We start from the raw sequence: 26,901 nt of genomic DNA on the forward strand, positions 1-26,901 counted from the left end.
GCGCGCAGAACAAGATAAAATGTCGGCTCTATCAAGGATGGAATCATGCCGCGAATCTGGAAACCCTCTGTCACCGTTGCCGCCATCGTCGAGCGCGACGGCCTGTTTTTACTGATTGAAGAAGAGACCAGCGAAGGCATCAAGCTCAACCAGCCGGCCGGTCATCTCGACCCGTTCGAGTCGCTGGAGCAGGCGGTGATCCGCGAAACGCTGGAAGAAGCGGCCTACGATTTCATCCCCACGGCACTGGTCGGCATGTATATGTCGCGCTATCAGTCACTGCGCACGGGCGAGGACGTGACCTATTTGCGCTTCACCTTTTGCGGCACGGCCGGCGCCGAGCATGACCGCCCGCTGGACGAAGGCATCATCCGCACCCTGTGGATGACGCGCGACGAGATGGCGGCGTGCCAGGAACGCCACCGCAGCCCGCTGGTGCTGCAGTGCGTTGACGAATACCTGGCCGGCCGGCGCGCGCCGCTGGCCCTGCTGCACACGCATGCGTCCGTTTTCAATAGCGCATAGCAACACGCATTGCCATATTATTAAAGTAACTGGAAAGCAAGATGAGCAAGAAGAAAGTCGTTATCGGCATGTCGGGCGGGGTCGATTCCTCGGTCGCGGCATGGATGCTGAAGGAACAAGGCTATGAAGTCATCGGCCTGTTCATGAAAAACTGGGAAGATGACGACGATTCGGAATACTGCTCCACGCGCCAGGACTGGATCGACGCGGCCAGCGTGGCCGACGTCATCGGCGTCGATATCGAAGCCGTCAATTTCGCCTCCGAATACAAGGACCGCGTGTTCGCCGATTTTTTGCGCGAATACCAGGCCGGCCGCACGCCAAACCCGGACGTGCTGTGCAACGCCGAAATCAAGTTCAAGGCGTTCCTTGACCACGCCATGACCCTGGGCGCCGACCTGATCGCCACCGGCCACTACGCGCGCGTGCGCCAGGCGCCCACCGATGCGGGCCGCTATGAACTGCTGAAAGCCGTCGACGCCAGCAAGGACCAAAGCTACTTCCTGCACCGATTGAACCAGGCGCAACTGTCTAAAACTTTATTTCCGCTCGGTGAAATCCCGAAGACGCAAGTGCGCCAGATCGCCGAGAAACTGGCCCTGCCGAACGCGCAAAAGAAAGATTCGACGGGCATCTGTTTTATTGGCGAGCGCCCGTTCCGCGAATTTTTGAACCGCTACCTGTCCTACAAGCCAGGCCCGATGAAAACGGCCGATGGCAAGACGGTGGGCGAACACGTGGGACTGAGTTTTTATACGCTGGGCCAGCGCAAGGGCATCGGCATCGGCGGCGTGAAGTCGTACCAGAACGCCGACGGCAGCAGCGACGCCTGGTATGTGGCGCGCAAGGATATCGCCAACAATACCCTGTGGGTGGTGCAGGGCCATGACCACCCGTGGCTGCTGTCGCCCGCCTTGACGGCCGATCAGGCCAGCTGGGTCGCTGGCACCGCGCCGCAAGCGGGCGCCCTGTCCGCCAAGACGCGCTACCGCCAGGCCGACGTGGCTTGCCAGCTGCTGCCGGATGGGAATGAACACTTCAGCCTGGCGTTTGACCAGGCGCAATGGGCCGTCACGCCCGGCCAGTCGGCCGTGCTGTATGACGGCGATGTGTGCCTCGGTGGCGGCATCATCGCCAGCTCAACCGGCCTGGCCTGATTCCCTATGTATTGCCCTGCGCAGCGGCGGCCAGCGCCTGCTGCTGCTTGCGCACCATGGCGATGACCGTGTTGCGCACGGTTTTCAGGACCGTGTCGGCCATGAAGGGCTTCACGATGAAGCCCGACACGCCCATGGCGTGGGCCGCCTGCAGCGAGACGGCGTCGATGCCGCCCGACACCATGAAAATGAGCGTTTTCGGATACTGGGCGCGGATGGTTTGCACCACATTGGTCCCATCTTCCACCTGCTCGCGCGCGATGCACACGAAATGCGGTTGGTGCTTGACCAGCAGCGCCAGTCCCAGCGCGCTGGTATGCGTCTGCCCGCAGACATCGTAGCCGCCATCGGTCAGGACCGTGTTCAGCAGGCCGCGCGCCACGGCGCTGCTATCGATCAGGACTGTCTTTAACATCATGATTACTTCCCTTGCTTGATTGTTCTTGCCTGGCGCTTTACTTTTCCCACACCAGCTTGTTCCAGGTCACGCCTAAAGTCACGTCCGTCTTGAGCGCAACTAACTTTCTTGAAAGATACAGTATTTCGCGCTCTTTTCGCAGGCTTTCGCCCAGCGTGCCGGGCAAAATCCCCGCGCCGGCCATCACGGCGTCGATATTGCCGTAAGCGCGCAACAGTTTCGCGCCCGTCTTCAGGCCGATCTTCGACACGCCGGGGATGCTGTCGGTGACGTCGCCCATCAGCGCCAACAGGTCGGGCAGCAGTTCCGGCGGCACGCCGAACTTTTTCTCGACCCAGGCGTGGTCGTGCCAGATCCCCTTGAAGTGGTCCCAGACCAGCGCGCCGTGGGCGATCAGGCCATGCAAATCCTTGTCAGTGGTGGCGATGACGGCCGCGCCGCGCCCCTCGTGCAGCCAGCGCATGACGGCCGTGCCGATCACATCGTCGGCCTCGACCTCGGGAATGCTGACCACGTGCATGCCGAAGCTGGCCAGGGTGGCGTAAAAGCCGGGCAAAGCGTCGCGCAGCACCTGCGGCATGGGTTGGCGCCCTTCGCGGTAGCCGGCATACAGGGCATGGCGCCAGGTCGGGCCGCCAAAGTCGAAGGCCGGCAGGATGTGCGTCGGCTCGTGGTCGTTGATGAGGGTGCGGAACGACGACAGCGCATGGCGCAGCGCGATCTCCGCCTTCAGGTCGGAATCGGGTTCAGGACTGGCTTCGTAGACGCGGCGTACGATATTCAAGCCGTCGATAGCGAGGAGTCTGGCCATGCGGTAAGTGGATACTGGTTGAATCGGGCATTTTACCGTATGGTTCCCCGCACATCGGCCTTGAATGCCCCTTATTTGGCGAAATCGTAGGGCCCGCCTTTTTCCAGCGCGCGCTGGTAGGCCGGCCGCGCATGAATGCGCTGCAGGAACGCCGTCAACTTCGGCAGACGCTCGTCGAGTCCGCCGCGCATGGCCGCCGCTTCCAGCGGAAAGCTCATCTGGATGTCGGCTGCCGTGAATTCATTGCCGGCAAACCATTTGGTTTTCTCCAGCTCCGCTTCCATGTAAGCCAGCTGGCTGTTGATATTGGGCATGATGAAGCTGCTCTTGACCTTGCTGGCGATGCCGCGCGCGATCGGTTTCACGAAAAACGGCATCGGCGACGACTCGACCTTGTCGAACACCAGCTTCATCAGCAGCGGCGGCATGGCCGAGCCTTCCGCGAAATGCAGCCAATAGGTCCAGCGCAGCTTCTCCGGCGTGCCGGCCGCAGGTATCAAGCGGCCATTGCCGTAGCGCTCGACCAGGTAATCGATGATGGCGCCCGATTCGGCGATGGTGTTGGCCCCATCCGTGATCACGGGCGACTTGCCCAGCGGATGCACGGCCTTCAGCGAGGCAGGCGCCAGCATGGTTTTCGGGTCGCGCTGGTAGCGCTTGACCTCGTAGTCGAGGCCCAGTTCCTCGAGTAGCCAGAGCACGCGCTGCGAGCGCGAGTTGTTCAGATGGTGGACGACGATCATGGTTTTCCCGTTAAACGATGGTTGAGTTCCAGTATAGCCGGGACGGTCGGATCGGGTCAGCGCAAGCGAATCGGTAAAAAAATTGCGAAAAACAGTATTTTCAATTGATAACTATTCCATATTCCCTTATCTTGTTTTGTTTCCAATAAGTAAGGATCTTTCCCCGTGGATGTCGACGTCAACAACAACAGCGCCCAGCGCGAAGCCATTACCTTCAGCGCCACCGGCAGCGAATACTTCCGTATCTGGATCGTCAACCTGCTGCTGAGCATCGTCACCCTGGGCATTTATTCCGCCTGGGCCAAGGTGCGCCGCAACCGCTATTTTTATTCGAGCACCCACCTGGCGGGCAGCAGCTTCGAATACCATGGCAACGCCGTGGCCATCCTAAAGGGCCGCATCGCGGCCGTGGTGCTGATCGGCGGCTACAACATCGCCCTGAAGCTTTCACCCATCGTTGGCTTGCTGATGTTCGTACTGCTGGCCGCCATCCTGCCCTGGCTGATATGGAAAAGCCTGCAATTCAAGCTGTACAACACCAGCTACCGCGGCATCCGCTTCGGTTTCGGCGGCAGCGCCAAGGAAGCCTACAAGTATTTCCTGTGGCTGCCCATCCTCAATACCTTCACCCTGGGCTTGATGACGCCATTCCTGCACCAGCGCCTGAAGCGCTTCCAGCACACGCAAAGCCGTTTCGGCGCCACCCATTTCAGCTTTGACGCCACGGTCGGCAGCTTCTACAAAACCTATCTGCTGTTCTTCGCGTTGCTGCTGGGTGGCTTGCTGGTCCTGATTTTCGTCGTCTTCGGCAGCGTGTTCGCCTCGTTTGCGGCCAATGCGAATGACAAGACCAAGGTTGGTAGCCTGCTGTTTGCCATCGGCGCCTTGTACCTGTGGGCCTTCACCGTGCTGCCGTTGTTCCTGACCATGATCCAGAACCTGATCTGGAACCACACGCGCTTGCAGCAGCATCAGTTCCAGTCGCAACTGACCTGGGGCCGCACCACCTTCATCATGCTGACCAACCTGCTGGGCGTGGTCGTCACGCTGGGCCTGTTCGCGCCATTCGCCCATGTGCGCTGGCTGAAGTACCGCCTGGAGGCGACGTCGATGCTGGTGCATGGCAGCCTGGACGAGTTTGTCGCCGCCACGGGCCAGCAAGTCTCGGCCGCCGGTGAAGGCATGGTCGACCTGCTGGATTTCGACCTGTCGATGTAAGCATGGGGGCCAACACGCAAGAAAGCCACGCTCCCCTGGCTGGCCGCTATTTCGACGGCCAGAGTTCGCGCCTGTACCACGTGACACTGTCCGTGCGCGATGGCGTGGCCGTGCTGGCGGGCGACATCGAGCGCAGCTGCCCGCTGGGCGAGCTGCACGTGTCCGAACGCAGCAGCCACGCCGTGCGCAAGGTCAGCTTTCCCGACGGCGCCTACCTGGAGATCGCCGACCAGGCGGCCTTCAACGACATGTTGCACGACACGGGACACCGCGACGGTTGGGTGGTGCGGCTGCAGCAAAGCTGGCGCGGCGCCCTGCTGGCCACCGTGGCCACCATCCTGGCCCTGTGGCTCAGCTATCAATATCTGCTGCCGGTGGTGGCCAAGGCCGTGGCCTTTGCGATTCCCCAGTCCGTCGAGCGCCGGCTGGGTCAGGGCGTGCTCGATTTCCTCGACCAGCACGTGTTTGAAGCGAGCAAGCTCGATGGCGCGCGCCAGCAAGCCTTGCGCAGCCAGTTCGCGCGCCTGGCCACGCCCGGCGATAGCACCCCCGAACACCGCATCGTTTTCCGCAAGAGCAAAATCGGTCCGAACGCGTTTGCCCTGCCGTCCGGCGACATTGTGCTGACCGATGAAATGATCGAACTGCTGCCGGACGACCAGGCCATCATGGGTGTGCTCGCGCATGAGCTGGGCCATTTGCAGCAGCGCCACCTGACGCGGCGCATCATCCAGACTTCGGCCGTAGGCGCTGGCGCAGCGCTGCTGTTCGGCGACGTGTCGACGGTGGTGGCAACCGTGCCGCCGCTGCTGCTGGACTTGAAGTATTCGCGCGATGTCGAACGCGACGCGGACGACTACGCGATTGCCATGCTACGCCAGAACGGCATTGCGCTGGAACACCTGGCGCAAGTGTTTGTCGCCCTGGGCAAGCTGGACGAGGGCACGCCGTATCTGTCGAGCCATCCGGCCAGCGCCGAACGGGTCGAGCGTATCCGCGCCGCACAGCAGTGAACACCTGACCAAACCTACTGCGCGTCGTGCTTTGCGGCCGGCGATGCTCACCGTACTAAAGTACGGTTGCGCTTCTCGGCCACAAATCACTGCCGCTCGCTACGGTTTTGTCAGGTGTCGCACGTATGGATAGCGTCGCTCTAACAGTACACTTTCCCAGTCAGCAAGATCTACAAATCACCGGTACACTCAGCAATATCAGCCTGAATTCACCGGAGTGCTCATGCATCTAGTACCATTTCGCTACCTGACCTTCATTGCGACGGCAGCCATTTTTGTCCTGTCCCTGTTTTACTATGACCATTACTGGCTGCCCCTGCTGGCCGGTGCGCTGACCCTGGTCGGCATCAGCGACCTGCTGCAAACCAAGCGCGCCCTGCGCCGCAACTACCCCATCCTCGCGCATTTCCGCTTTTTCTTCGAAAGCATCCGCCCCGAAATCCGCCAGTATTTCCTGGAAAGCGACAGCGAGGCGACGCCGTTCTCGCGCAGCCAGCGCAGCATCGTCTACCAGCGCGCCAAGGAGCAGACGGACAAGCGCCCGTTCGGCACCCAGATCGACGTGTATGCAGCGGGCTATGAATGGATCAACCACTCCATCGCTCCCGCCAAGGTCACGGGTCACGATTTCCGCATCGAGATCGGCAACCACCCGGACTGCCCGCGCGCAAAACCGTATTCGGCCAGCGTCTTCAATATCTCGGCGATGAGCTTTGGCGCCCTGTCGGCCAACGCCATCCTGGCCCTGAACGGCGGCGCGCGCAGCGGCGGCTTCATGCACGACACGGGCGAAGGCAGCATTAGTCCCTATCACCGCGAAAACGGCGGTGACCTGGTGTGGGAAATCGGCTCCGGCTACTTCGGCTGCCGCAACCAGGACGGCACGTTTTCGGAAGAACGCTTCATCGCCAACGCCAGCTCGGAGCAGGTGAAAATGATCGAGCTGAAAATGTCGCAGGGCGCCAAGCCCGGCCACGGCGGCGTGCTGCCCGGCCCGAAAGTGACGATCGAGATCGCCACCACGCGCGGCGTGATGGTGGGCGAGGATTGCGTCTCGCCAGCCGCGCACAGCGCCTTTTCCACGCCACTGGAAATGCTGCACTTTATCGACCGCCTGCGCCATCTCTCCGGCGGCAAGCCGACAGGCTTCAAGCTGGCCATCGGCCACCCGTGGGAGTTTTTCGCCATCGTCAAGGCCATGCTGGAAACGGGCATCACGCCCGACTTCATCGTCGTCGACGGCAGTGAAGGAGGCACGGGCGCGGCGCCCCTGGAATTCACGGACCATGTGGGCACGCCGCTGCAAGAAGCGCTGGTGCTCGTGCATAACACCCTGGTGGGCGCCAACCTGCGCGACAGGATCAAGATCGGCTGCTCGGGCAAGATCATCACGGCCTTCGACATTGCCCGCCTGCTGGCGCTGGGCGCCGACTGGTGCAATTCGGCGCGTGGCTTCATGTTCGCGCTGGGCTGCATCCAGTCGCAAAGCTGCCATACGGACCGCTGCCCCACGGGCGTGGCCACGCAAGACCCGCAGCGCCAGCGCGCGTTGGTGGTATCCGACAAGATCGCCCGCGTGGCGCACTTCCACCAGAACACCATGAAGGCGCTGGCCGAACTGATCGCCGCCGCCGGCCTGGCGCATCCGCAGGAACTGCGTCCGCATCACCTGGTGCGGCGCATCTCGCCGAACCAGGTCAAATTGGCGTCGGCCCTGCTGCCCTTCCTGGACGCGGGCCAGCTACTTGACCCGAGCCAGCTGCCACAGCTGCCGCCCGTGTTCGGCCTGTACTGGCCCAAGGCGCAATCGGCATCGTTCCAGCGCCTGGATTGATACGACGCCTGCGCAAGTGAATAAGTGAAGCAATACCACTTAATAACCACTTGCGCAAAAACCTGAATCCAATACAATACCAAAACAAATACAAAACGCAGGCAGCTTTTCCGGTGATCGCCAAGGTGCATCATCACGGTGCCACAATACGTATGCCATCATCAACATGAAGACCGGAGGAGTTGCAGCATGGAGCAGGGTTTGCGCGAGAAAGTAGGACAGTTGTTCATGGTGGGCTTCGACGCCCTGCAGGCGGACGAGCATATCAAGACCTTGATACGCCAAAAGAAGGTGGGCGGCGTGATCCTGTTCCGCCGCAACGTGCACACGCCCGCGCAAGTGTCAGCCCTGTGCCGCGAACTGCAGGAAATCAACGCGGAAGTGTCCGACATTCCGCTGCTCATCTCCATCGACCAGGAAGGCGGCATGGTGATGCGCATCGAGCAGGGCGTCACGCCGATTCCCGCGGCGATGGCCTTCCAGGCGGCCGGCTCGGTCGAGGATTGCGAACGCATGAACCAGATCAGCGGCGATGAAATGCGCCAGGTAGGCATCAATATGCTGCTCGCCCCTGTGCTGGACGTAAACAACAACCGCAACAACCCCGTCATCGGCGTGCGCGCGTATGGCGAGGATGCCGCCACCGTCATCGACTACGGCATGGCAGCCATGCGCGGCCAGCGCGCCAGCGGCGTGGCCGTGACAGCCAAGCACTTCCCCGGCCACGGCGACACGGCCATCGACACGCATTACGCCATGGCGCTGGTGCCGCACGACAAGGAACGCCTGCGCGCCGTGGAACTGGCGCCGTTCCGCGCGGCCATAGCCGGCGGCGTGGACGCCATCATGACGGCGCACGTGGTCTTCCCCGCCTTCGAGGCCGACACCAGCGTGCCGGCCACGCTGTCGAAAGGCGTGCTGACGGACCTGCTGCGCGGTGAAATGGGCTACAAGGGCGTCGTCATCACCGACTGCCTGGAAATGGCGGCCATCGCCGACGGCATCGGCATCGCCCAGGGCGCCGTCGCCACCCTGCAGGCAGGCGCCGACATCGTCCTCATCTCGCACCGCGAAGCGCAGCAGACGGCGGCTATCGACGCCGTCATCGCCGCCGTGGAGCGCGGTGACATTGCCATGGACCGCATCGACGCGGCTTGTGCGCGCGTGGCTGAACTCAAGCGCAACCGCGCCGTGCGCGACTGGCGCACACGCCCGGTCACGCCACAGGCGCTGATGCAGCCTGCCGCCATGGCCCTGTCGCAGCTGCTGCAAAAAGCGGCCTTGCGCGTGCAAGGCGCATACCGCGCGCTCGATACCAGCCTGCCCGTAACCCTGCTGACGGTGGAAGTGCGTTCGCGCAGCGAAATCGACGAAGTGGCGCTGGGCCGCAACAAGGAAGCGCGCAGCTCGATGCTGCCGGCGCTGCTCGAAGCGGGCCTGGACGTGCGCGAATATGCCTTGTCGGCCGAAGCGCTGGACGAAGAGGTCGACGCCGCCATCGCCTTTGCACAAGGCGCGCAGCAGATCGTGCTGCAAACGTATAACGCCATGTTCGTCGCCGGCCAGCGCCGCCTGGTCGAGGCCCTGCCGCAGGATAAACTGTGGCTGGTGGCGGGCCGTTTGCCCTACGACCTGGACCTGGCACCCGACGCGCAAGGCCGCCTGGCCGCCTTCGGCTGCCGCCCGGCCGCGCTGGTGCCGGTGGTGGACAAGCTGGCGGGCAAGGCATAAAGCTACGCCGGCCTCCTGCACATGCCGGGCATTGCCCGGCATTTTCTATTCTGCGTCGCAATCGAAGCGCACGCCCGTCATCTGCTCGCTCAGCGCCCACAGCTGGCGCGCCTGCGCGGGGTCGACGGCCCAGCGCCGCACGCCCGGCCCCGCACTGTCGTCCGGCACCAGCGCGGCGATATCGCAATCCTCGCAATACACTCCACCGTGCTCCTCAAGCTGCGCGCTGGTGGCGCACCAAATGGTCGTGGCCGCGCCCTGCGCTCCATTCTTGAATCCCGATTGCGGCGGCGGATTCACTTCCCCTGCGTCGTCCAGCGCGCCCACGCGGCGCAAGTCATCGCGGTCCAAATGGCGCACCAGCGGCGTCAGGATGGCCCCCGGATGCAGCGAGAAAGCGCGCACGCCGTGCGCCGCACCGCGCCGGTCCAGCTCCACGGAAAACAGCGCATTGGCGCTTTTCGACTGCGCATACGCGCGCCATTTGTCGTACGGCTGGCGCAGGAAATGCGGGTCGTCCAGGTCGACGCCTGCCTGCCGGTGTCCCAGCGACGATACACACACCACGCGCGCTCCCTGCGCCTGTCGCAAGGCGGGCCACAGGCGCGCCGTCAGCTGGAAATGCCCCAGGTGATTGGTCGCGAACTGCGCCTCGTAGCCACGCACATCGCGCAGCAAGGGCGTGGCCATAATGCCGGCGCCGTTGACCAGCACGTACAGGGCCCGGCCGGTGGCAAGAAAGGCGGCCGCGAATGCGTCGATCGATTGCGAATTGAGAAGGTCGAGCGCTGCGACCTCCACGCCGGCCATGTCTGCCAGGGCCGCTTGCGCCTGCGCCGGATCGCGCGCCGGCACCAGCACCCTGCCGCCGGCGCCGGCCAGCACGCGCACCGTTTCCAGCCCCAGGCCCGACGCGCCGCCCGTGACGATGGCCTGCACGCCGGACAAGTCGCGGCCGGACAGCGCCTCGGTGGCGGTCGTGGTGGCGTCGAAGCCGGAGTGCAGGGGAGTTTGTTTGTTGTCGATGCTGCCCATGGGGTCTGCCTTTGCAAGTAGAGCCAGTCCGAATAGCTGGCGAGATGGCCATTTTGCGCGCAAGGAACTGGACTGTGAATGGCGTAAAATCTGCAATACTATCGCTATCGTCCAGAACCGAACCCCACCATGGATTTACTCTCCGATGTACTCTCGCTGCTCGACACGCGCAGTTCCTATTTTGCCGGCCTGAAGGCGGGTGGCGATTGGGCCATCGACTTTCCGCCACCGGACGGCATCAAGTTCAACGCCGTGATCGAAGGTGCTTGCTGGCTGACGGTCGCGGGCATCGACGCTCCCGTGCAGCTGCATACGGGCGACTGCTTCCTGCTGGCGCCCGGACGCGCGTTTACCCTGGCCAGCACACCCGGCTTGCCAGCCGCGCCGGCGCTGGACGTGTACCGGCACGCGCAGCAGGGCGTGGCCCGCCACGGCACGCCGCAGCACGATTTTTTTCTCATCGGCGGACGCTTCCACTTTGGCGACGAAGCGGCCATCTTGCTCGACTGCCTGCCCCCGCTGCTGCACGTGCGCGGCGATACGGATCAGGCCAGCGTGCTGCACTGGGCCTTGCAACGGCTGGCGCAGGAATTGCAGGCGACGGCGCCCGGCGCGGCGCTGATGACGCGCCACCTGGGCCACATGATGCTGCTGCAAATGCTGCGCCAGTACCTGGCAGCGCAGCCTACGCATCCGGTAGGCTGGCTGTTCGCGCTGGCCGATCCCCGGCTGCGCGCCGCCATCGAGGCCATGCATGCGCAGCCGGCACAGCGCTGGACCTTGCAGCAGCTGGCCGCCGTCGCGGGGCAGTCGCGCTCGGCCTTTGCCCTGCATTTCAAGAACAGGGTGGGCCTGACGCCGCTCGACTACCTGCTGCGCTGGCGCATGCGCCTGGCCACGCGGCGACTGAGGGACAGTGCCGCAACGGTGACGTCGATTGCGCAGGCGCTGGGCTACGATTCGGACAGCGCCTTCAGCCACGCCTTCAAGCGCGTCATGGCCTGCTCGCCGCGCCAGTACCGGCTGCGCCACGCGGGCGCGCAGGCGTAAAAAAACCCGCAACTGCGGGTTTTCTTTACGTTCAAGGCCGCGCGACGGGCGGCAGGGCCGCCACCGCCAGCAAGGCAAAGGGCCCGAGGAACAGGCCGATGCCGAACCAGAGTCCCCCGTGTCGGCCGCGCCGGCTGGCCAGCAGCCAGGTGGCGACCGCAAACAAAAACATGAAGATCAACAGTATCGCCATCGCTACTCCTTGCCATGCGGAAGCCCAGTGTAGCCCACGGGCGCGCCCATGGCCAGACCTACATCAAGCCCTAGCGCTGCACCTGCATCAGGATCACGCGCTTGCTGCTGCCATCGGCCGGCGGCGTGGCGGATGGCGGCGGCGGGCTGTCGCAGGAGCCGCAGGAACCGCAGCCGCTGCCGCAACCCGGCGCCACCTTGAACAAGGTCGACATCTTCGCCTCATTGAGGCCGCAGCGCACCAGGCCACGCACGATGGCGCGGCGCACGCCCGCCGGCAGGTATTTGGTCGAAAAATGCAGCAGCGCGGCTGCGACGATCAGGGCGACGATGAGGGTTTGCCACATGGTTTTCTCCTAAGCGCCCAGCATCAGGGCGACGCGGTACGTGATGAACGAGGCGGCGTAGGCCAGGGCGAACATGTAGCCGGCCATCAGCAGCGGATAGCGCCAGCCGCCCGTCTCGCGTTTCACCACGGAGAGGGTCGACAGGCACTGCGGCGCAAACACATACCAGGCCAGCAAGGACAGCGCGGTGGCCATCGACCACGAATGGGCGATCAGCGGTTCCAGGGTAGTGGCCAGCGCGTCGCCCGTTTGCGACAGGGCGTACACGGTGCCCAGCGCGCCGACGGCCACTTCGCGCGCCGCCATGCCGGGCACCAGCGCGATGCAGATCTGCCAGTTGAAACCGATGGGCGCGAAGATCACTTCCAGGCCGCGCCCCAGGATGCCGGCCAGGCTGTAGTAGATCGGCGGATGGATCGCGTTGTCCGGCGGGCCGGGGAAGGTGCTGAGGAACCACAGGATGATCATCAGGCTCAGGATGATGGTACCGACGCGCGTCAGGAATATCTTCGCGCGTTCCCACAGGCTGACGGCCAGGTTGCGCAGATGCGGCCAGTGATAGGCCGGCAGTTCCAGCATCAGCGGCTGGTTGCCGCGCACGCCCATGCCGCGCTTCATGACCCAGGCCACGGCCATGGCCGAGATGATGCCGGCGAAGTAGAGGACAAACAGCACCAGGCCTTGCAGGCTCAGATAACCCCATACCTGGCGTTCCGGGATGAAGGCGGCGATGATCAGCGCATACACGGGCAGGCGCGCCGAGCACGTCATCAGCGGCGCGATCATGATGGTGACCAGGCGGTCGCGCGGGTTCTGGATGGTGCGCGCCGCCATCACGCCGGGAATGGCGCAGGCAAAGCTCGACAGCAGCGGGATGAAGGCGCGGCCGGACAGGCCCACGCCGCCCATCAGGCGGTCCAGCAAGAAGGCCGCGCGCGGCAGGTAACCGCAGTCTTCCAGGCTCAGGATAAAGAAGAACAGAATCAGGATCTGCGGCAGGAATACCAGCACGCTGCCGACGCCGCCAATGATGCCTTCCACCAGCAAACTTTTCAGGTGACCATCTGGCATGTTCGCCGTCAGCACGGCGCCCAGGTGGCCCACGCCATCGGTGATCATTTCCATCGGCGTGGCGGCCCAGGCAAACACGGCCTGGAAGATCAGGAACATCAGCACGGCCAGGATGAGGGGGCCGAACACGGGGTGCAGCACCACGTCATCGATCTTTTCCGTCAGGTTGCCGCTGTCGCCCACGTCATTGCTGACGGCGGCCAGGATGCGGCGCACTTCGCGCTGGGTTTCTTCGACGCTGACGGCATCGATGGCCGCCAGCGGTTTTGCGTCCACGGCCGGCAGCGGCAGCATGGCATCGATGGCGTTCAACAAGGCTTTTTCGCCATCGTGCTGCACGGCGACGGTTTCCACCACGGGCATGCCCAGTTCCTGCGACAGCTTGGCCGTGTCGATCAGCATGCCGCGCTTGCGCGCCACGTCCGTCATGTTCAGCGCCAGCAGCATGGGCAGGCCCAGGCGCTTGACTTCCAGCACCAGGCGCAGATTCAGGCGCAAGTTGGTGGCGTCGACGACGCAGATGATGGCGTCCGGACGCGGGTCACCCTTGCGCAAGCCGCCCACCACGTCGCGCGTGATGGCTTCATCTGGCGTGGTGGCCGACAGGCTGTAGGCGCCCGGCAGATCGAGCAGGCGCACGGGTTTGCCGGCGGGCGAGGTGAAATGGCCTTCCTTGCGCTCGATGGTCACGCCGGCGTAGTTCGCCACTTTCTGGCGCGCGCCCGTCAAACGGTTGAACAGGGCGGTCTTGCCGCAATTCGGATTGCCCAACAGGGCAATTTGTGGCTGATGCGGCGACTTGTGCACGCCCGCATCGACGATAGTTTCGACAGCACCCATGGTCATTCCGGTTGAAGCAGCGGTTGAATCGTGATCAGCGCCGCTTCGAAGCGGCGCAGTGCGAACGTGGCATTGCCCACCTTGATGGCCAGCGGATCGCCGCCGGGCATGCCGCGCTTGAGCATGCGAATACGTTCGCCGGGAACGAATCCCAGCTCCATCAAGCGGCGGGCCAGGTCGACGCCGTCCTCCGTCTGTCCTGCCGTGTGGGGCGTGATATGCAACACCGTGCCGCTCTGGCCGACTGCCAGCGCATCGAGCGTCATCAAGGGTGGAACTAGAGTCATGAGCAAATTCCGTTCAAATTAAGAACACCTGATACTGGCTGCGGCGCGGAGCGCCTTGCACTGGCACCAGGTTTGTGACGTAAAACGCAACTGTTGCGCATTACCGACAAGCGGCCTTTCAATCAGTCCAGACGGTGGCCGTCCGAGACAATACCAGCATTATAAACATGAATGCGAATAGTTTTTATTTAGCCCGGAGAGCCGCGCCTTTCAAGGGCTACGTCATGCGCGCGAAGGCCATATCAACATGCGGCGCCAGCTCGCCAGGCGCGGCACACTTGATCAAAATCGCTTGCATTGTCCTGCACTTTGCGCGACAATGAAACGTAATGATAATGATTCTCATTAAAACACTAGCAACAATGCTTTCCAGCACTAGTGTCTGTTCATCCTCCAGCCAGAAGGTGTAGCAATGATTGTATGTGTCTGCAACAACATATCTGATCGTGAAATCCGTCAAGCCGTCGATCTTGGCCTGTCCAGCATGGCCGAACTGCGCCGCGACCTGGGCGTGGCCACCTGCTGCGGCAAATGCCATACCTGCGCGCGGGAAGTGCTGAACGATCACCTGAACGCCACGGTGGTGCTGCAAGAAACCGTATTGATGCGAGCTGTACTGACAAACTAAAGAAAGCGATGAACGCCATGACGATGATGCCCCCGCCCGTAACGGTGCAGGCCGTGCAGCAATTTGCCGACTTCGACAAGAAGCGCAACAAATTCGCGCCGCTGATGGCCATCGTCGTCCTGCATATCGCCGGCTTTTACGCCATCCAGAGTGGCCTCTTGAGCCGCGTCGTCACGGCGGCCATGCCGACCATCACCACCATCAGCATCATCGCCCCGCCGGCACCGCCCAAGCCACCGGCACCGTCCGTGCCGAAAACCGTGGAATTGAGCGCGCCCGTGCCGCGCGCAGTAATCCCGCCGCTGCCGCTGATCGCCGTGGCGCCGAGCGAGCCGACGATCACGCCGCCGCAGCCGACGCGCGCCGAAGCGGCGCCTGTCGCCACTGCCGCGCCGACGGCGCCAGCGGCACCGTCGCCGACGCCACCGGCACCATCGACGCCGCGCACCGTCAGCAGCGTCGAATACATCAAGGCGCCGCAACTGATCTACCCGAATCTGTCGCGCCGCCTGGGTGAAAGCGGCACCGTGGTGCTGCGCATCCTGATCAATGAAAAGGGCTTGCCGGAGCAAATCCTGATCCATAAATCGACCGGCTACGGCAACCTTGATGAAGCGGGCCGCCAGGCCGCGCAGCGCGCGCTGTTCAAGCCGATGATCGAAAACGGCAAACCTGTACCCGTCTACGTTTTAGTACCGCTGACCTTCCAACTGAGCTAGCCTTCCGGCGGCCCTTGCGCCGCTGCCAGCCCGCAAGCACCGCACCGATGCCCTGCTTGCTTTTTTGCGCCCTGTTTTCTGTACCAGTCAAGCAACTGCTTGTTTCAGTCTGCCAGCCTACATCCCCGGGCCAGGCAGACTTTTTTTGTCTAAGGGGGTCAGACCCTCAACACCGCCAACGCAAAGTTCAGCGCCAACGTCGCCGGGGGTCTGACCCCAGCCTCAGATCTCCGCCCACATCCGCAACAGGTTGTGATAATGCCCCGTCAGGCCCACCGTCGCGGGCGAATCGCCGTGCTCTGCGCGCACGCTCTGGATGTTCTGATCGAGCTCGAACAGCATGCTGCGCTTCCAGTCTTCGCGCACCATGCTTTGCGTCCACAGGAAGGAGCAGATACGCTCGCCGCTGGTGACGGGCAGCACCTGGTGCACGCTGCTCGACGGATAGACGATCACGTCGCCGGCCGGCAATTTCACCTCATGCGTGCCGTAGGAATCGACCACCACCAGCTCGCCGCCTTCGTATTCATCCGGCTCGCTCAGGAACACGGTCGACGAGACGTCGGCGCGCATCGACTGCATGCCGTTTTTCGGCGTGCGGATGGCGCCGTCGATATGCAGGCCATAGTGCTCGCCGCCCGCATAGCTGTTGAAGAATGGCGGCAAGATGCGCAGCGGCAGCACGGCGGCAAAGAACAGCGGATTGGCCATCAGCGCGCGGCTGACGATCTCGCCCAGTTCCAGCGCCAGCGGCGAACCTTCGGCCAGCTGGCGGTTGCGCTTGACTTGCGCCCCTTGCGCCCCGACGCTGGCGCGTCCGTCGACCCAGTCCGTCTGCGCCAGGCGCTGGCGGAACTGCGTCACCTGTTCCGGCGTCAGCACGCCGGGTATATGCAGCATCATCTTGCTATCCTTTTTCAGTAAACATCGCTGCCTGATTATCGCATCGCCGGCAGCGGCTAAGTAGGCACAAAAGCAAGAACGGCCAAACATTTCCCGCCTTTTCAGCGCGGCCATGCATGCGCGCCAGCGGCAGCAAAATAGCACCGGGAACGCGAATGAGAATGGCCTTCATTTTCCTTAACAAATAAAAAACGGAAAAATGCGGCAATCCATTTGAGAATGGGTTTTATTCGCACGATATTTACGTTAAAAAGACGGAAAAACACCGTTTAGCGCCCGAAACCGCCCATATTTTGCGCTATCATGCGGGCATAGCGAAACCGGCAACCTGCGCGCCACCAGGCAGCCTTGCGCCACCCGGCAGTGAACGCCAGCAGCCTCCGGTTTCATCATCGAACGCGACACAGAACAAAGGAAATCCCATGAAGGGCGATAAAGAAGTCATCCGTATGCTCAACGCACAGCTCACCAACGAACTGTCGGCCATCAACCAGTACTTCCTGCATGCGCGCATGTACAAGCACTGGGGTCTGGAAAAGCTGGGCAAGAAAGAATACGAAGAATCGATCGGCGAAATGAAACACGCCGACAAGCTGATCGACCGCATCCTGATGCTCGACGGCCTGCCTAACCTGCAAGCGCTGCACAAGCTGCTGATCGGCGAGAACACGCCGGAAATGCTGGAATGCGATTTGAAGCTGGAACGCGCCGCGCACGCCACCGTCAAGGAAGGCATCGCCATCAGCGAAAAAGCGGGCGACTACGTCTCGCGCGACCTGTTCCTGATGATCCTGGAAGACACGGAAGAGCATATCGACTGGCTCGAAACGCAGATCGACCTGATCGCCAAAATCGGCATCCAGAACTACCTGCAAAGCCAGATGGCAGTGGAAGAGTAATAAGGACACCTGCCAAAACCTACTGCGCGTCGGCATAGGCGGCCTGCGATGCTCACCGTACTAGAGTACGGTTGCGCTTCTCGGCCACCTCTTCCTTCCGCTCGCTACGGTTTTCTCAGGTGTCGTAACATCGTTGGTGGAACAAAAAAAACCGGCAGAGCCGGTTTTTTTACGTGCGTCCTCAAGTCTTTGTAGTCTGCGGCGGGCGCAGCTTGACGAACAGCACCGCCACCGCCGCGCACAGCAACAGGGCGCCGGCCAGCCGGATGACGTTCTCCGGATTGCCGCCCAGCCAGCTGCGGTAATACAGGGGCAGGGTGAAAATCTGGATGATCATCGGGATGACGATGAACATATTGAAGATGCCCATGTAGACGCCCGTGCGCTCGGGCGGAATGCAGCCGGCCAGCATGATGTAGGGATTGCCCATGATGCTGGCCCAGGCCAGGCCCACGCCCAGCATGGGCAGCAACAGCAGCGCCGGGCTGTGGATCAGCGGGATGCTCAGCATGCCCACGCCGGCCGCGCACAGGCACAGGCTGTGCATGCGCTTGGGGCCGAACCGGCGCGTGAACGGCACCAGCGCAAAGGCGGCGACAAAGGCGACGAAATTGTAGAAGGCGCCCACCTGCCCGTTCAGCAGGCCCGCATCGCGAAAGCCTTGCGACGCGGGGTCCGTCGTGTGAAACAGGGTTGCCGCCAGCGACAGCGCAATGTACTGCCAGTAGCAGAACATGGCGTACCACTGGAACAGGTTGACGAGGGCCAGCTGCTTCATCGTCGGCGGCATGTCGCGCAGGGCCGCGCCGATATCGGCCAGCGTGTGGCGCCAGCCCGGCGGGCGGCTGCGGATGGCCGCCAGCTCGCTGGCCGTGAGGGGGTTTTCCGGCGTCGTCTTCAGGGTCCACAACACCGAGGCGAGGGAAAACACGGCGCCGATCAGGAAGGCGGCGATGACGATGTGCGGGATATGGCTGCCATTGACGGCATCCTTGTTCATGCCCAGCATGACCAGCAGCGATGGCGTCAGGTAGGCCAGCGTTTGCCCCAGTCCCGTGAAGGCGCTTTGCGTGAGAAAACCCAGCGAATGCTGCTTCTTGTCGAGCTTGTCACTGACAAAGGCGCGGTACGGCTCCATCGTCACGTTGTTGGCCGCGTCGAGTATCCACAGCAGGCTGGCGGCCATCCACAGAGTGGGACTGAACGGCATGGCCAGCAGGCCCAGGCTGCACAGGATGGCGCCGATCAGGAAGTACGGCGTGCGGCGGCCCCAGCGCGTCACCGTGCGGTCGCTCATGGCGCCGATCAGCGGTTGCACGAGCAAGCCCGTCATGGGACCGGCCAGCCACAGGTACGGCAGGCTCGCTTCATCAGCGCCCAGGTATTTGTAGATGGGACTCATGCTGCTTTGCTGCAGTCCAAAGCTGAACTGAATGCCGAAAAATCCCACATTCATGTTGACGATCTGCCAGAACGACAGATGTGGGCGGTGTGCGCTGGCGTCGCTCATGCTGCTTCCCTTTCCAGCCACAGCATATGCCAGGGCTGCAAGCCTACGGTGCCGGCCAGCACACTGCCATCGAGGCTGTTGCGCCACTCGCCTGCGGGCAAAGTGAAACGCTGGCTGGCGCCGCTGAAATTGCTCAGGTTGAGAAACGCGTCGCCGCGCAGCAGCGCCAGCACGGCCGGCGTGTCGGCGGGCAGCACGCTGCGCGGCGCGGCGGCGGCCAAAGCAGGCAAGCGACTGCGCGCGTCGATCAATTGACGCAGCGCCAGGTACAGCCGGCCGCTGGCGCTCACACCATCGTGGCGCCATGCCAGCAGGCTGTCGTCGAACGCGGGGCGCTGCAGCCAGCGGCTGTCCATCGCCCGGTCGGCGCGCTGCGTGTAGCTGTGATCGTTGGTCATGCCCAGTTCATCGCCCATGTACAGCACCGGCAAGGCACCAAAGCTCAAGGCCAGGCCATGCAGCAGCAGCAAGCGCCGCAAGGCGTATTCCTGCTCCTGCACCGTGGTGGCGCTTTCCAGGCCGGCCAGCGAGGCGGCCATGCCGTTGCTGCCATGCGCCTTGTCGGCGCTGCTGCTCTGGAAGGCGGCGCCGCGCGCATAGCTGCCGGTGCCGGGCGTGCCAGCAAAGAACTGCGCGATGCGCGCCAGACGCGCCGGTCCATCCGCGCCTGCTTCATTGAGCAGCACGTTCCAGCCGATGTCGTCGTGGCAGCGCACATAACTAAGCCAGCTTGCGGCCGGCGGGAGCGGCGGCGTGGCGGCGATCACCTGCTGCAGCAAGTCCGTGCTTTCCTCCGCCAGCGCACCCCAGCCGGCGGCCATCAGGCTGCTGTGATAGGCGATATGGCATTCGGGCGCGGCATCGCTGCCAAAGTAGGCGGGCAGCTTGGCCGTGGGCACGATGGCTTCGGCCTTGAGCAGCACGCCCGGCGCGACGATGGCGGCGATGGCCCGCAAGGCTTGCAGCAGGCTGTGGGCTTCGGGCTGGTTCATGCAGTCCGTGCCTGCGCGCTTCCACAGGAAGGCCGTCGAATCGAGGCGGAACACGTCGATGCCCTTGTTGGCCAGGCTCAGCATGGCGCCGGCCATGGCCGCGAAGACGGCCGGATTGGCGTAGTTCAAGTCCCACTGATACGGGTAAAACGTGGTCCAGACCCAGCGCTGCAGCTCTGGCACGAAGGTGAAATTGCCCGGCGCCGCCTGCGGGAAGACCTGGCCCACGGTCTGCTCGTAGCGGTCCGGCTGCACGCGGTCGGGATAGGTGTGGAAAAAATCGCGCAGCAGCGGATCGCCCGCCTTGGCGCCCAGCGCCCACGCATGGTCGTCGGCCACGTGATTGAGGATCAGGTCCGAGCACAGGCTGATGCCGGCCGCGCGCAGCTGCGCCGTCAACGCCAGCAAGTCGGCATTGCTACCCAGCGCGGGGTCGACTTCCTCGAAGCTGGCGACGGCAAAACCACCATCGCTTTCACCGGCGCGTGCACGCAAAAACGGCAGCAAATGCAGATACGTCACACCCAGTTCGCGCAGGTGGGCAATGCGCGCCGCCACGCCCTGCAGGCTGCCGCCGAAGCGCTGCACGTAGGCGCTGTAGCCCAGCATGGACTGGCTGGCAAACCAGTCCGGCTGCGCTTCGCGCTGCGCATCTTGCCGCAGCAGCGCCGGCGCGCGCGCCGCATACAGGCGCCCCACGCTTTCCATCAGGTCGCCCAGCCAGGGCAGGAAGTCCGGCCGCTGGCCATACAGGCTGCCCAGGCGGTCAAGCAAGACCGCCTCCTGGCGCGCATAGCGGCGCGCCGCATCATCGCGCAAGTGCGTGGGGAGCGGCGCAAGCAGGCGCGCCAGGGGGCTGCGTATCGACATCATGAATCCTATCCTTGCTTAAAATGCGTATTTCAGGCTGACCTTGACGGCGCGCCCCGTGATCGAGCGAGCCGCATGGCCATCGCCCTCGACTTCCGTATAGCCGATCTTGTTGAGCAGATTGTTCGCCGTCAGCGCCACCTGCATTTGCGGCGTGAGCTGGTAATTGACGAAGGCATTGAGCACCTGGTAGGCGGGCAAGGTGATCGTGTGCGCATCGTCGCCCCACGACTTGCCCGTGCCGACCAGGCTGGCGCCCAGGGTGGCCGGTCCCCATTCATAGGTGGGCGCGAGCTGGTACACGATACGCGCCTGGCGCCGCGGCGTATTGCCGATCAGCGCCACGTCGGCCGCCGCCGTGCCCGTGATCTCGGCATCGGTGAACGTCAGGCCGCCATTGATGCGGAAGTCGCCGGCGCTGTAGGCCGCTTCCAGCTCCACGCCCTTGGCTTCATAGCTGTTGGCCGTGCGCAGCTGGGTAGTCGCTTCGTAATTGCTTTCCTTCGTCTTGGCCTGGAACACGGTGACGAAGGTGCTCAACGGTCCCTGCCGCCATTTCACGCCGCCTTCGAGCTGGCGCACGGTGTTGATGGCCACCGGCACGCTGCCATCCAACGGCGTGCCGAACAGGATGCGGTCGGCATTGAAGGCCACGCCTTCGCTGACGCGGGCAAACACGGCCAGGTTCGCTTGCAGCTTGTAGTTCGCGCCCAGCGAGTACGAAGTGTGGCCCAAGGTATAGTCGACCTGCTGCACCGTCGACGGCAGATAGGCTTGCGCGCCGGTGGCCTGATTGGCCGTGCCGCTGGCATGCTGGCGGTCGCGCCGCAGGCCGCCGTCGAGATTCAGCGCGCCACTTTCCCAGGCCAGGTTCAGGTACGGCGACGTCGTGCGGTATTCCATGTCGACGGCGCGCGAGCAGCAGGCGCCGAAGGCCGGGCCGATATAGCCCGGCGTGGCGCTGGCCGTTTGCAGCAGCGCCGGCTGGTCGCCCGTGGCCTGCATCAGGTATTCATTGAAGTTCCAGGTCAGGCCCAGCTTTTGCTGCGACAGGTACAGGCCGGCCGTGGTGGTCAGTTTGCCGCTGTCGAGAACAAAAGTCTTGGCCAGCTTGGTGTCGCTCAGGGTATTGCTGGCGTCGTCGATCGAGGTATTGAACACCACGGCGGAAAACGCGCGGCCGGTGTAAGGCTTGCCCTGGTTCGGGCCGCTGGCAAATACATAGCTGCCGTCGCTGCCGTTATTCGACGGGAAGATGCCGGTGAAGCGGCCCGAATTGTCGGCGTAGCGGAAGTTTTCGCTCACGCTCCAGCCCTGCCCCAGCTTGAACGATGCTTCCAGGCCCACGGTGTCGCTCTTCACGTGTAAGCCGTCGTTGACGCGGGTGGCCACGCGCTGGTTATCCTTGTTCAGCACCATGTCGGGCACCCAGTACGGCGAATAGAAACTGGCCTTGCGCGGGTCGATGCCAGCGATTTCCGTGATGCGGCCATTGCGCACGCTGACCGGCACCGGCAGGGCCGTGGGCGACTGGTCGTCGAGGTGCTTGAACGACAGGCGCACGAAGCCGCTGTCGAATTCATGCGTGACATTGCCACGGATCTGGCCGCCCTTTTCGCTGTTGACGCCACTGTGGCGGATGCCTTCGCCCGTACGCCAGGAGCCGCCGATGAAGAAGCGCGTGCGCTCCGAAATCGGCGCGCCGTAATCGAAGTCCACGCGCGTCTGGTCGTAGCCCAGACCGCGGCTGAGCGCCACGCTGCCGCCCTGCTCCTTGCCGTTCTTGCTGATGAAATTGATGATGCCGCCCGGCGAATTGGTGGCCAGGGTGGAAGCCGAACCGCCGCGCACCACTTCCAGGTGGTCGAGCGTGGAATCGATCTTGACGAAGCTGTCGGGCGTGGTGAAGTTGAAGTCGCCGAACTGCAGCACCGGCAAGCCGTCTTCCTGGATCTGCACATAGCGCGCGCCGCCAGCGGAAATGGGCAGGCCGCGCACGGTGATGTTGGCATTGCCTTCGCCGCCCGAGGACTCGGCCCGCAAGCCGGGCACCGAGCGCAGGACTTCGGCGGCGCTGGTCGGCGCATTGTGCAGGATGGTGTCGAGCTCCATGCTGCTGACGGAATTGCTCGATTTCATTTTGGACGTGCCGCCGGTGGTGCCCGTGACCACGATGCGTTCCAGGTTCAGGCCATCGGCGGCGGCGGCGGTGGCGGTGTCGCCGACCGATTGCGCCTGGGCGGCGCCCCATTGCAGCAGGGCCAGTGCGACGGCTGCGGCCATGCAGCCGCGTTGAGCAGTACGTGTCTTCATCTTGTCTCCAGTGTTGTATGCCGATACATCGAGGTATCCGCTTGTTATGAGTCCTGGCCGCTGCATGCCGTGGCGCGCTGGCTAAGCCGGTACGTCATTATTCAACGAATAAGAATTTATTGCAATCGATTGCAATCGAGCGCTGCAACATGGATTTTATGTTGTTTTTAAGAGAATATTGAGGGCGATACAGAGGGAGGCAGCGCTTATGCGCCGAGCACACAGGGCTTTTCATGCGGCACTGCAGCATGAAAATATAGGGGATAATTCCAAATTATTGCAATCGGTTGCAATCGATGGGGTATGCGCGCCTCAACGGCCAGAGGCGCGCACGATCAGCTCGGTTGGCAATTGCTGGGATGGCGCAGGTGCGCCGTCGACCAGCGCCAGCAGCGAGGCCACCAGCGCGCGCCCGGCGGCGCGGATCGGCTGGCGCACGGTGGTCAGCGGCGGATGGAAATACGCGGCCAGTTCGATATCGTCGTAGCCGACCACGGCCACCTGTTCCGGCACGGCCACGCCGCGCGTGCGCAGGGCGCTGATGGCGCTCATAGCCAGCAAGTCGCTGCAGGCAAAGATGGCGTCGAACGGCAGGTGGCGGTCCAGCAGTTCCTGCACGTCCGTCGCGCCGCCCTGCGGCAGGAAGGAGCCGGCCACGTACAGTTGCGGGTCAGGCGCCAGTCCCTGCGCGGCCAGCGCCTGCGCATAGCCCTGGTGGCGCTGCGCCACTTCCGGCAGCTTGGCGTCGCCAAAGAAGGCGATGCGCGTGCGCCCCGCCGCCAGCAAGTGCTCCGTGGCCAGCCTGCCGCCGGCGACGTTGTCGCCGCCGACGGTGCAATACAGCTGCTGCGGCAATTGCGCGCCCCACACGACGATGGGCACCTGGCGCGCGGCCAGCTGGTTCAGTTGTTCATGGTGGCGCCACTGGCCGATCAGGATGATGCCGATCACGCGGCCGCTATCGAAGGACTGGGCGGCCGCATCGAGCGTTTCGGCATCCACGCGCGAAATGAGCATGTCGAAGCCCTGCTCCGTCAGCGCATCGGCCAGGCTGCCCAGCATGCTCAGGAAAAAAGGATCGGACAGGTGCTGGCGCGTGGCCGCGTCATACGGCACCACCACGCCCACCGTGCGGTTCTGTTTCAGGCGCAGGTTTTGCGCGCCGATATTGATGGAATACTTGAGCGAACGGGCCAGTGCGATGACACGCGCACGCGTCTCTTCGTTGACCAGTGAACTGCCGCTCAGCGCGCGCGACACGGTGGACGTGGACACGCCGGCCAGGCGCGCGATATCGGCCATCTGCAGGCGTTGCTGCACCTTCGAATCAGTCCCGGTCATCGTACGCTCACTGCGGCGCGGTGTCCTTGAACGATGGTCGCTCGGACAGTTTGTCGAACAGGCGCGCCAGCGCCGGATGGTCCGCGCGCCAGTCGATTTCCGGGAAGCGGAAGCTGAGCCAGCCCAAGGTGCAGCCCACGGCCACGTCGGCCAAGGTGTAGTTTTTGCCGGCGCAATACGCGCTCTCGCCCAGGCGTGCTTCCAGCGCCGCGAGGCCCAGGGTGACTTTTTCCAGCTGGCGCGCGATCCAGGCCGCGCTTTGCTGCTCGGGCGGGCGCTGCGTGCGCTCCAGGCGCACCAGCACGCCCGCGTCGAGGATGCCGTCGGCCAGCGCTTCCCAGTTCTTGATGTCAGCCCGCTCGCGGCCATTGCCGCCGGCCGGCAGCAGCTTGCACACGGGCGTCAGCGTGTCGAGGTATTCGACAATGACTTTCGAATCGATCAGCGTGCTGCCATCCTCCATCACCAGGCAGGGCACCTTGCCCAGGGGATTGGCCTGGGCGATGCGGGTTTCCGGCGCCCACACGTTTTCCAGCTCGAAGACATAGTCGAGCTTTTTTTCCGCCAGCACGATACGGGCTTTGCGGACATACGGGCTGGCGAGGGAACCGATCAGTTTCATAGGTACTTTAAGGTAAGGGAGCAGCAAGCAGTATAGCATCGGCGGCAGCGGTGTTTGGCAGCACGCGCCCGACGGCCTCCAGTGTGTGGCAGGCACGCCGCATCGGGGCCGGATTCGGCCAAATTGCGGTGCGCCGGCGGCCAACGGACGGCTGGCAAGCGGCCAGCGGTGGTAAAATCGCCCTTTACTGTGGCGCCGTCAGTGTTGCTGTATTGCAATAGCCCTGCCCTCCCCGCGCGCCACACGCCAACCGTTTCTTTAACTTGCGTCCGCTCTCATGACTTCTACTACTCCGTATTCCACGCTGTCGGCCCTGTCTCCGCTCGATGGCCGCTACGCCAGCAAGACCGATCTGCTGCGCCCGATCCTGTCCGAAGCCGGTTTCATGCACCACCGCGTGAAAGTGGAAATCTCCTGGCTGCAAGCGCTGTCGCAAGCCGGTTTCGCTGAAATCAAGCCCTTCTCGGCAGAAGCGAGCGCCCTGCTTGACAAGATGGCGGCCGACTTTTCGGAAGCCGACGCGGCCCGCATCAAGGCCATCGAAGCGGTCACCAACCATGACGTCAAGGCGGTCGAGTACTGGCTGAAGGAACAAGTGGCGGACGTGCCGGAACTGGTGGCGGCGTCGGAATTCATCCATTTCGCCTGCACCTCGGAAGACATCAACAACACCTCGCACGGCATGATGCTGAAAGCCGCGCGCGATGGCGTGATGCTGCCGGCATTGAACGGCCTGGTGGCCAAGCTGACGCAGATCGCGCACGACAACGCCGACGTGCCAATGCTGTCGCGCACGCACGGCCAGACGGCCAGCCCGACCACCCTGGGCAAGGAATTCGCCAACGTCGTGGCCCGCTTGCAGCGCGCCGTGAAACGCATCGAGCAAGTGGAAATCCTCGGCAAGATGAATGGCGCCGTCGGCAACTACAACGCCCACCTGTCGGCCTATCCCGGCTTCGACTGGCCGGCATTCTCGAAGGCCGTCATCGAACAGCGCCTGGGCCTGGTGTTCAACCCGTACACCATCCAGATCGAACCGCACGACTACATGGCCGAACTGTTCGACGCCTTCGCGCGCGCCAACACGATCTTGCTGGACCTGAACCGCGACATCTGGACGTACGTCTCGCTGGGCTACTTCAAGCAAAAACTGAAAGCGGGCGAAATCGGTTCGTCGACCATGCCGCACAAGGTCAACCCAATCGACTTCGAGAACTCGGAAGGCAACCTGGGCCTGGCCAACGCCGTCCTGAAACACCTGTCGGAAAAACTGCCTGTCTCGCGCATGCAGCGCGACCTGACCGATTCGACCGTGCTGCGCAACATCGGCGTGGGCCTGGGCTACACCCTGCTGGCCTATGACAGCTGCCTGCGCGGCCTGAACAAGCTGGAAGTGAACCACGCGCGCCTGGCGCAAGATCTGGACGCGACCTGGGAAGTGCTGGCCGAGCCCGTACAAACCGTGATGCGCCGCTATGGCATCGAAAATCCGTACGAGCAACTGAAAGAGCTGACGCGCGGCAAGGGCATCTCGAAAGAAGCGCTGCAAACCTTCGTCAATGGCCTGGCCATTCCGCAGGATGCCAAGGACGTGCTCTTGACCATGACGCCGGGCAACTACATCGGTATCGCGGCGCAATTGGCAAAAGCCATCTAAGCAGTTTCCACATGGGGATCATGCTATCCCACTCCTGCGGGGCGGCCAGCACACAAATGCTGCCCGCCCCGCGGTTTTTCCGGCAATCTTTCTTGTAGAATCTGCAGCACGCAGCGCAATTTGCTTTTCTTTGGTATATTAGGCCGAATTAGTCCTAATACGTACTACTTTCAAG

25 protein-coding genes are annotated in these 26,901 nt (G+C 63.3%); 11 read left to right on the plus strand and 14 right to left on the minus strand.

Annotated elements, in window-relative coordinates; all coding sequences use genetic code 11:
• Positions 1–45 precede the first annotated feature (45 nt).
• Both ACQ4WY_RS12705 and mnmA read left to right on the plus strand, forming a co-directional pair.
• On the plus strand, positions 46–525 hold the full coding sequence (locus ACQ4WY_RS12705) for an NUDIX hydrolase (protein ID WP_436504298.1): 480 nt from the start codon (positions 46–48) through the stop codon (positions 523–525).
• Between the two features lie 41 nt (positions 526–566).
• On the plus strand, positions 567–1,682 hold the full coding sequence (gene mnmA / locus ACQ4WY_RS12710) for a tRNA 2-thiouridine(34) synthase MnmA (RefSeq protein WP_436504299.1): 1,116 nt from the start codon (positions 567–569) through the stop codon (positions 1,680–1,682).
• 4 nt (positions 1,683–1,686) lie between these two features.
• Here the strand turns inward: mnmA and ACQ4WY_RS12715 are convergent, their stop codons facing one another.
• The 3 genes from ACQ4WY_RS12715 to ACQ4WY_RS12725 form a co-directional block, all read right to left on the minus strand.
• Positions 1,687–2,097, minus strand: coding sequence for a response regulator (locus tag ACQ4WY_RS12715; protein ID WP_436504447.1), 411 nt, complete (start codon positions 2,095–2,097; stop codon positions 1,687–1,689).
• 40 nt (positions 2,098–2,137) lie between these two features.
• Positions 2,138–2,911: a 5'-3' exonuclease gene (locus ACQ4WY_RS12720; RefSeq protein ID WP_436504300.1), complete on the minus strand. Its 774-nt coding sequence runs from the start codon at positions 2,909–2,911 to the stop codon at positions 2,138–2,140.
• A 71-nt stretch (positions 2,912–2,982) separates the two neighbouring features.
• Complete coding sequence (locus ACQ4WY_RS12725) at positions 2,983–3,654, minus strand: glutathione S-transferase (protein ID WP_353659700.1); 672 nt, start codon at positions 3,652–3,654, stop codon at positions 2,983–2,985.
• Between the two features lie 165 nt (positions 3,655–3,819).
• Here ACQ4WY_RS12725 and ACQ4WY_RS12730 point away from each other — a divergent pair, with 165 nt between their 5' ends.
• The 4 genes from ACQ4WY_RS12730 to nagZ all read left to right on the plus strand — a co-directional run bounded on the left by ACQ4WY_RS12730 (position 3,820) and on the right by nagZ (position 9,450).
• Positions 3,820–4,872, plus strand: a complete 1,053-nt coding sequence (locus ACQ4WY_RS12730) for a YjgN family protein (RefSeq protein WP_353659699.1) — start codon at positions 3,820–3,822, stop codon at positions 4,870–4,872.
• Positions 4,873–4,874: 2 nt separating this feature from the next.
• The gene (locus ACQ4WY_RS12735; RefSeq protein WP_436504301.1) at positions 4,875–5,885 is read left to right on the plus strand and encodes a M48 family metallopeptidase; all 1,011 of its coding nucleotides are present in this window, start codon (positions 4,875–4,877) and stop codon (positions 5,883–5,885) included.
• Positions 5,886–6,108: 223 nt separating this feature from the next.
• Positions 6,109–7,719, plus strand: a complete 1,611-nt coding sequence (locus ACQ4WY_RS12740) for an FMN-binding glutamate synthase family protein (protein WP_436504302.1) — start codon at positions 6,109–6,111, stop codon at positions 7,717–7,719.
• 189 nt (positions 7,720–7,908) lie between these two features.
• On the plus strand, positions 7,909–9,450 hold the full coding sequence (gene nagZ / locus ACQ4WY_RS12745; RefSeq protein ID WP_436504303.1) for a beta-N-acetylhexosaminidase: 1,542 nt from the start codon (positions 7,909–7,911) through the stop codon (positions 9,448–9,450).
• 45 nt (positions 9,451–9,495) lie between these two features.
• Here nagZ and ACQ4WY_RS12750 read toward each other — a convergent pair whose 3' ends face one another.
• On the minus strand, positions 9,496–10,476 hold the full coding sequence (locus ACQ4WY_RS12750; protein WP_436504448.1) for an oxidoreductase: 981 nt from the start codon (positions 10,474–10,476) through the stop codon (positions 9,496–9,498).
• 138 nt (positions 10,477–10,614) lie between these two features.
• Between ACQ4WY_RS12750 and ACQ4WY_RS12755 the strand changes: the two genes are divergently transcribed.
• Positions 10,615–11,535 carry an AraC family transcriptional regulator gene (locus tag ACQ4WY_RS12755; RefSeq protein ID WP_436504304.1) on the plus strand — a complete coding sequence of 307 codons (921 nt, stop codon included), beginning with the start codon at positions 10,615–10,617 and terminating at the stop codon, positions 11,533–11,535.
• A gap of 31 nt (positions 11,536–11,566) precedes the next feature.
• Here the strand turns inward: ACQ4WY_RS12755 and ACQ4WY_RS12760 are convergent, their stop codons facing one another.
• From ACQ4WY_RS12760 to ACQ4WY_RS12775, 4 genes are all read right to left on the minus strand, one after another.
• Positions 11,567–11,728, minus strand: coding sequence for a hypothetical protein (locus tag ACQ4WY_RS12760; RefSeq protein WP_353659694.1), 162 nt, complete (start codon positions 11,726–11,728; stop codon positions 11,567–11,569).
• Between the two features lie 70 nt (positions 11,729–11,798).
• Positions 11,799–12,074 carry a DUF6587 family protein gene (locus ACQ4WY_RS12765; RefSeq protein ID WP_436504305.1) on the minus strand — a complete coding sequence of 92 codons (276 nt, stop codon included), beginning with the start codon at positions 12,072–12,074 and terminating at the stop codon, positions 11,799–11,801.
• A gap of 9 nt (positions 12,075–12,083) precedes the next feature.
• A complete protein-coding gene (gene feoB / locus ACQ4WY_RS12770; RefSeq protein ID WP_436504306.1) occupies positions 12,084–13,985 on the minus strand; it encodes a ferrous iron transporter B in 1,902 nt (633 codons plus the stop codon).
• Between the two features lie 2 nt (positions 13,986–13,987).
• Positions 13,988–14,272, minus strand: a complete 285-nt coding sequence (locus ACQ4WY_RS12775) for a FeoA family protein (RefSeq protein WP_353659692.1) — start codon at positions 14,270–14,272, stop codon at positions 13,988–13,990.
• Between the two features lie 412 nt (positions 14,273–14,684).
• Between ACQ4WY_RS12775 and ACQ4WY_RS12780 the strand changes: the two genes are divergently transcribed.
• Together ACQ4WY_RS12780 and ACQ4WY_RS12785 are read left to right on the plus strand one after the other, a co-directional pair.
• Entirely contained in the window at positions 14,685–14,900 is a 216-nt protein-coding gene (locus ACQ4WY_RS12780; RefSeq protein WP_131387646.1) for a (2Fe-2S)-binding protein, read from the plus strand.
• A 17-nt stretch (positions 14,901–14,917) separates the two neighbouring features.
• On the plus strand, positions 14,918–15,619 hold the full coding sequence (locus ACQ4WY_RS12785; RefSeq protein ID WP_353659691.1) for an energy transducer TonB: 702 nt from the start codon (positions 14,918–14,920) through the stop codon (positions 15,617–15,619).
• A 222-nt stretch (positions 15,620–15,841) separates the two neighbouring features.
• On the opposite strand, the gene ACQ4WY_RS12790 is transcribed toward ACQ4WY_RS12785, so the two are convergent.
• Positions 15,842–16,522 (minus strand): Fe2+-dependent dioxygenase, encoded by a 681-nt coding sequence (locus tag ACQ4WY_RS12790; RefSeq protein ID WP_436504307.1) that lies wholly within the window; start codon positions 16,520–16,522, stop codon positions 15,842–15,844.
• A gap of 422 nt (positions 16,523–16,944) precedes the next feature.
• Here ACQ4WY_RS12790 and bfr point away from each other — a divergent pair, with 422 nt between their 5' ends.
• Positions 16,945–17,421, plus strand: a complete 477-nt coding sequence (gene bfr / locus ACQ4WY_RS12795) for a bacterioferritin (RefSeq protein ID WP_034778875.1) — start codon at positions 16,945–16,947, stop codon at positions 17,419–17,421.
• A gap of 181 nt (positions 17,422–17,602) precedes the next feature.
• On the opposite strand, the gene ACQ4WY_RS12800 is transcribed toward bfr, so the two are convergent.
• The 5 genes from ACQ4WY_RS12800 to ACQ4WY_RS12820 all read right to left on the minus strand — a co-directional run bounded on the left by ACQ4WY_RS12800 (position 17,603) and on the right by ACQ4WY_RS12820 (position 25,069).
• Positions 17,603–18,931 carry an MFS transporter gene (locus ACQ4WY_RS12800; RefSeq protein ID WP_353659690.1) on the minus strand — a complete coding sequence of 443 codons (1,329 nt, stop codon included), beginning with the start codon at positions 18,929–18,931 and terminating at the stop codon, positions 17,603–17,605.
• Positions 18,928–20,796, minus strand: a complete 1,869-nt coding sequence (locus ACQ4WY_RS12805) for an alpha-amylase family glycosyl hydrolase (RefSeq protein ID WP_436504308.1) — start codon at positions 20,794–20,796, stop codon at positions 18,928–18,930. The genes ACQ4WY_RS12800 and ACQ4WY_RS12805 overlap by 4 nt, the downstream gene beginning before the upstream one ends.
• Positions 20,797–20,811: 15 nt before the next feature.
• Positions 20,812–23,106, minus strand: a complete 2,295-nt coding sequence (locus ACQ4WY_RS12810; RefSeq protein WP_436504309.1) for a TonB-dependent receptor — start codon at positions 23,104–23,106, stop codon at positions 20,812–20,814.
• Positions 23,107–23,418: 312 nt separating this feature from the next.
• Positions 23,419–24,447, minus strand: a complete 1,029-nt coding sequence (locus tag ACQ4WY_RS12815) for a LacI family DNA-binding transcriptional regulator (protein WP_436504310.1) — start codon at positions 24,445–24,447, stop codon at positions 23,419–23,421.
• 7 nt (positions 24,448–24,454) lie between these two features.
• Complete coding sequence (locus ACQ4WY_RS12820) at positions 24,455–25,069, minus strand: glutathione S-transferase N-terminal domain-containing protein (RefSeq protein WP_436504311.1); 615 nt, start codon at positions 25,067–25,069, stop codon at positions 24,455–24,457.
• Between the two features lie 277 nt (positions 25,070–25,346).
• On the opposite strand from ACQ4WY_RS12820, the gene purB reads away from it, so the two are divergent.
• Positions 25,347–26,726: an adenylosuccinate lyase gene (gene purB / locus ACQ4WY_RS12825; protein ID WP_072457294.1), complete on the plus strand. Its 1,380-nt coding sequence runs from the start codon at positions 25,347–25,349 to the stop codon at positions 26,724–26,726.
• The last annotated feature ends 175 nt before the right edge of the window (positions 26,727–26,901 follow it).

Source organism: Janthinobacterium salmonicoloratum (genome assembly GCF_051380845.1).
GTDB classification, from domain to species: domain Bacteria; phylum Pseudomonadota; class Gammaproteobacteria; order Burkholderiales; family Burkholderiaceae_D; genus Janthinobacterium; species Janthinobacterium lividum_F.

Bases quoted from the DNA above. Each gene is read 5' to 3' on its own strand.
- ACQ4WY_RS12740 (WP_436504302.1), top strand. From the start codon at position 6,109: ATGCATCTAGTACCATTTCGCTACCTGACCTTCATTGCGACGGCAGCC.
- bfr (WP_034778875.1), top strand. From the start codon at position 16,945: ATGAAGGGCGATAAAGAAGTCATCCGTATGCTCAACGCACAGCTCACC.
- ACQ4WY_RS12725 (WP_353659700.1), bottom strand. From the start codon at position 3,654: ATGATCGTCGTCCACCATCTGAACAACTCGCGCTCGCAGCGCGTGCTC.
- ACQ4WY_RS12810 (WP_436504309.1), bottom strand. From the start codon at position 23,106: ATGAAGACACGTACTGCTCAACGCGGCTGCATGGCCGCAGCCGTCGCA.
- ACQ4WY_RS12820 (WP_436504311.1), bottom strand. From the start codon at position 25,069: ATGAAACTGATCGGTTCCCTCGCCAGCCCGTATGTCCGCAAAGCCCGT.
- ACQ4WY_RS12780 (WP_131387646.1), top strand. From the start codon at position 14,685: ATGATTGTATGTGTCTGCAACAACATATCTGATCGTGAAATCCGTCAA.
- mnmA (WP_436504299.1), top strand. From the start codon at position 567: ATGAGCAAGAAGAAAGTCGTTATCGGCATGTCGGGCGGGGTCGATTCC.
- purB (WP_072457294.1), top strand. From the start codon at position 25,347: ATGACTTCTACTACTCCGTATTCCACGCTGTCGGCCCTGTCTCCGCTC.
- ACQ4WY_RS12805 (WP_436504308.1), bottom strand. From the start codon at position 20,796: ATGATGTCGATACGCAGCCCCCTGGCGCGCCTGCTTGCGCCGCTCCCC.
- ACQ4WY_RS12815 (WP_436504310.1), bottom strand. From the start codon at position 24,447: ATGACCGGGACTGATTCGAAGGTGCAGCAACGCCTGCAGATGGCCGAT.
- feoB (WP_436504306.1), bottom strand. From the start codon at position 13,985: ATGGGTGCTGTCGAAACTATCGTCGATGCGGGCGTGCACAAGTCGCCG.
- ACQ4WY_RS12785 (WP_353659691.1), top strand. From the start codon at position 14,918: ATGACGATGATGCCCCCGCCCGTAACGGTGCAGGCCGTGCAGCAATTT.
- ACQ4WY_RS12760 (WP_353659694.1), bottom strand. From the start codon at position 11,728: ATGGCGATACTGTTGATCTTCATGTTTTTGTTTGCGGTCGCCACCTGG.
- nagZ (WP_436504303.1), top strand. From the start codon at position 7,909: ATGGAGCAGGGTTTGCGCGAGAAAGTAGGACAGTTGTTCATGGTGGGC.
- ACQ4WY_RS12775 (WP_353659692.1), bottom strand. From the start codon at position 14,272: ATGACTCTAGTTCCACCCTTGATGACGCTCGATGCGCTGGCAGTCGGC.
- ACQ4WY_RS12705 (WP_436504298.1), top strand. From the start codon at position 46: ATGCCGCGAATCTGGAAACCCTCTGTCACCGTTGCCGCCATCGTCGAG.
- ACQ4WY_RS12720 (WP_436504300.1), bottom strand. From the start codon at position 2,911: ATGGCCAGACTCCTCGCTATCGACGGCTTGAATATCGTACGCCGCGTC.
- ACQ4WY_RS12800 (WP_353659690.1), bottom strand. From the start codon at position 18,931: ATGAGCGACGCCAGCGCACACCGCCCACATCTGTCGTTCTGGCAGATC.
- ACQ4WY_RS12755 (WP_436504304.1), top strand. From the start codon at position 10,615: ATGGATTTACTCTCCGATGTACTCTCGCTGCTCGACACGCGCAGTTCC.
- ACQ4WY_RS12790 (WP_436504307.1), bottom strand. From the start codon at position 16,522: ATGATGCTGCATATACCCGGCGTGCTGACGCCGGAACAGGTGACGCAG.
- ACQ4WY_RS12765 (WP_436504305.1), bottom strand. From the start codon at position 12,074: ATGTGGCAAACCCTCATCGTCGCCCTGATCGTCGCAGCCGCGCTGCTG.
- ACQ4WY_RS12735 (WP_436504301.1), top strand. From the start codon at position 4,875: ATGGGGGCCAACACGCAAGAAAGCCACGCTCCCCTGGCTGGCCGCTAT.
- ACQ4WY_RS12715 (WP_436504447.1), bottom strand. From the start codon at position 2,097: ATGTTAAAGACAGTCCTGATCGATAGCAGCGCCGTGGCGCGCGGCCTG.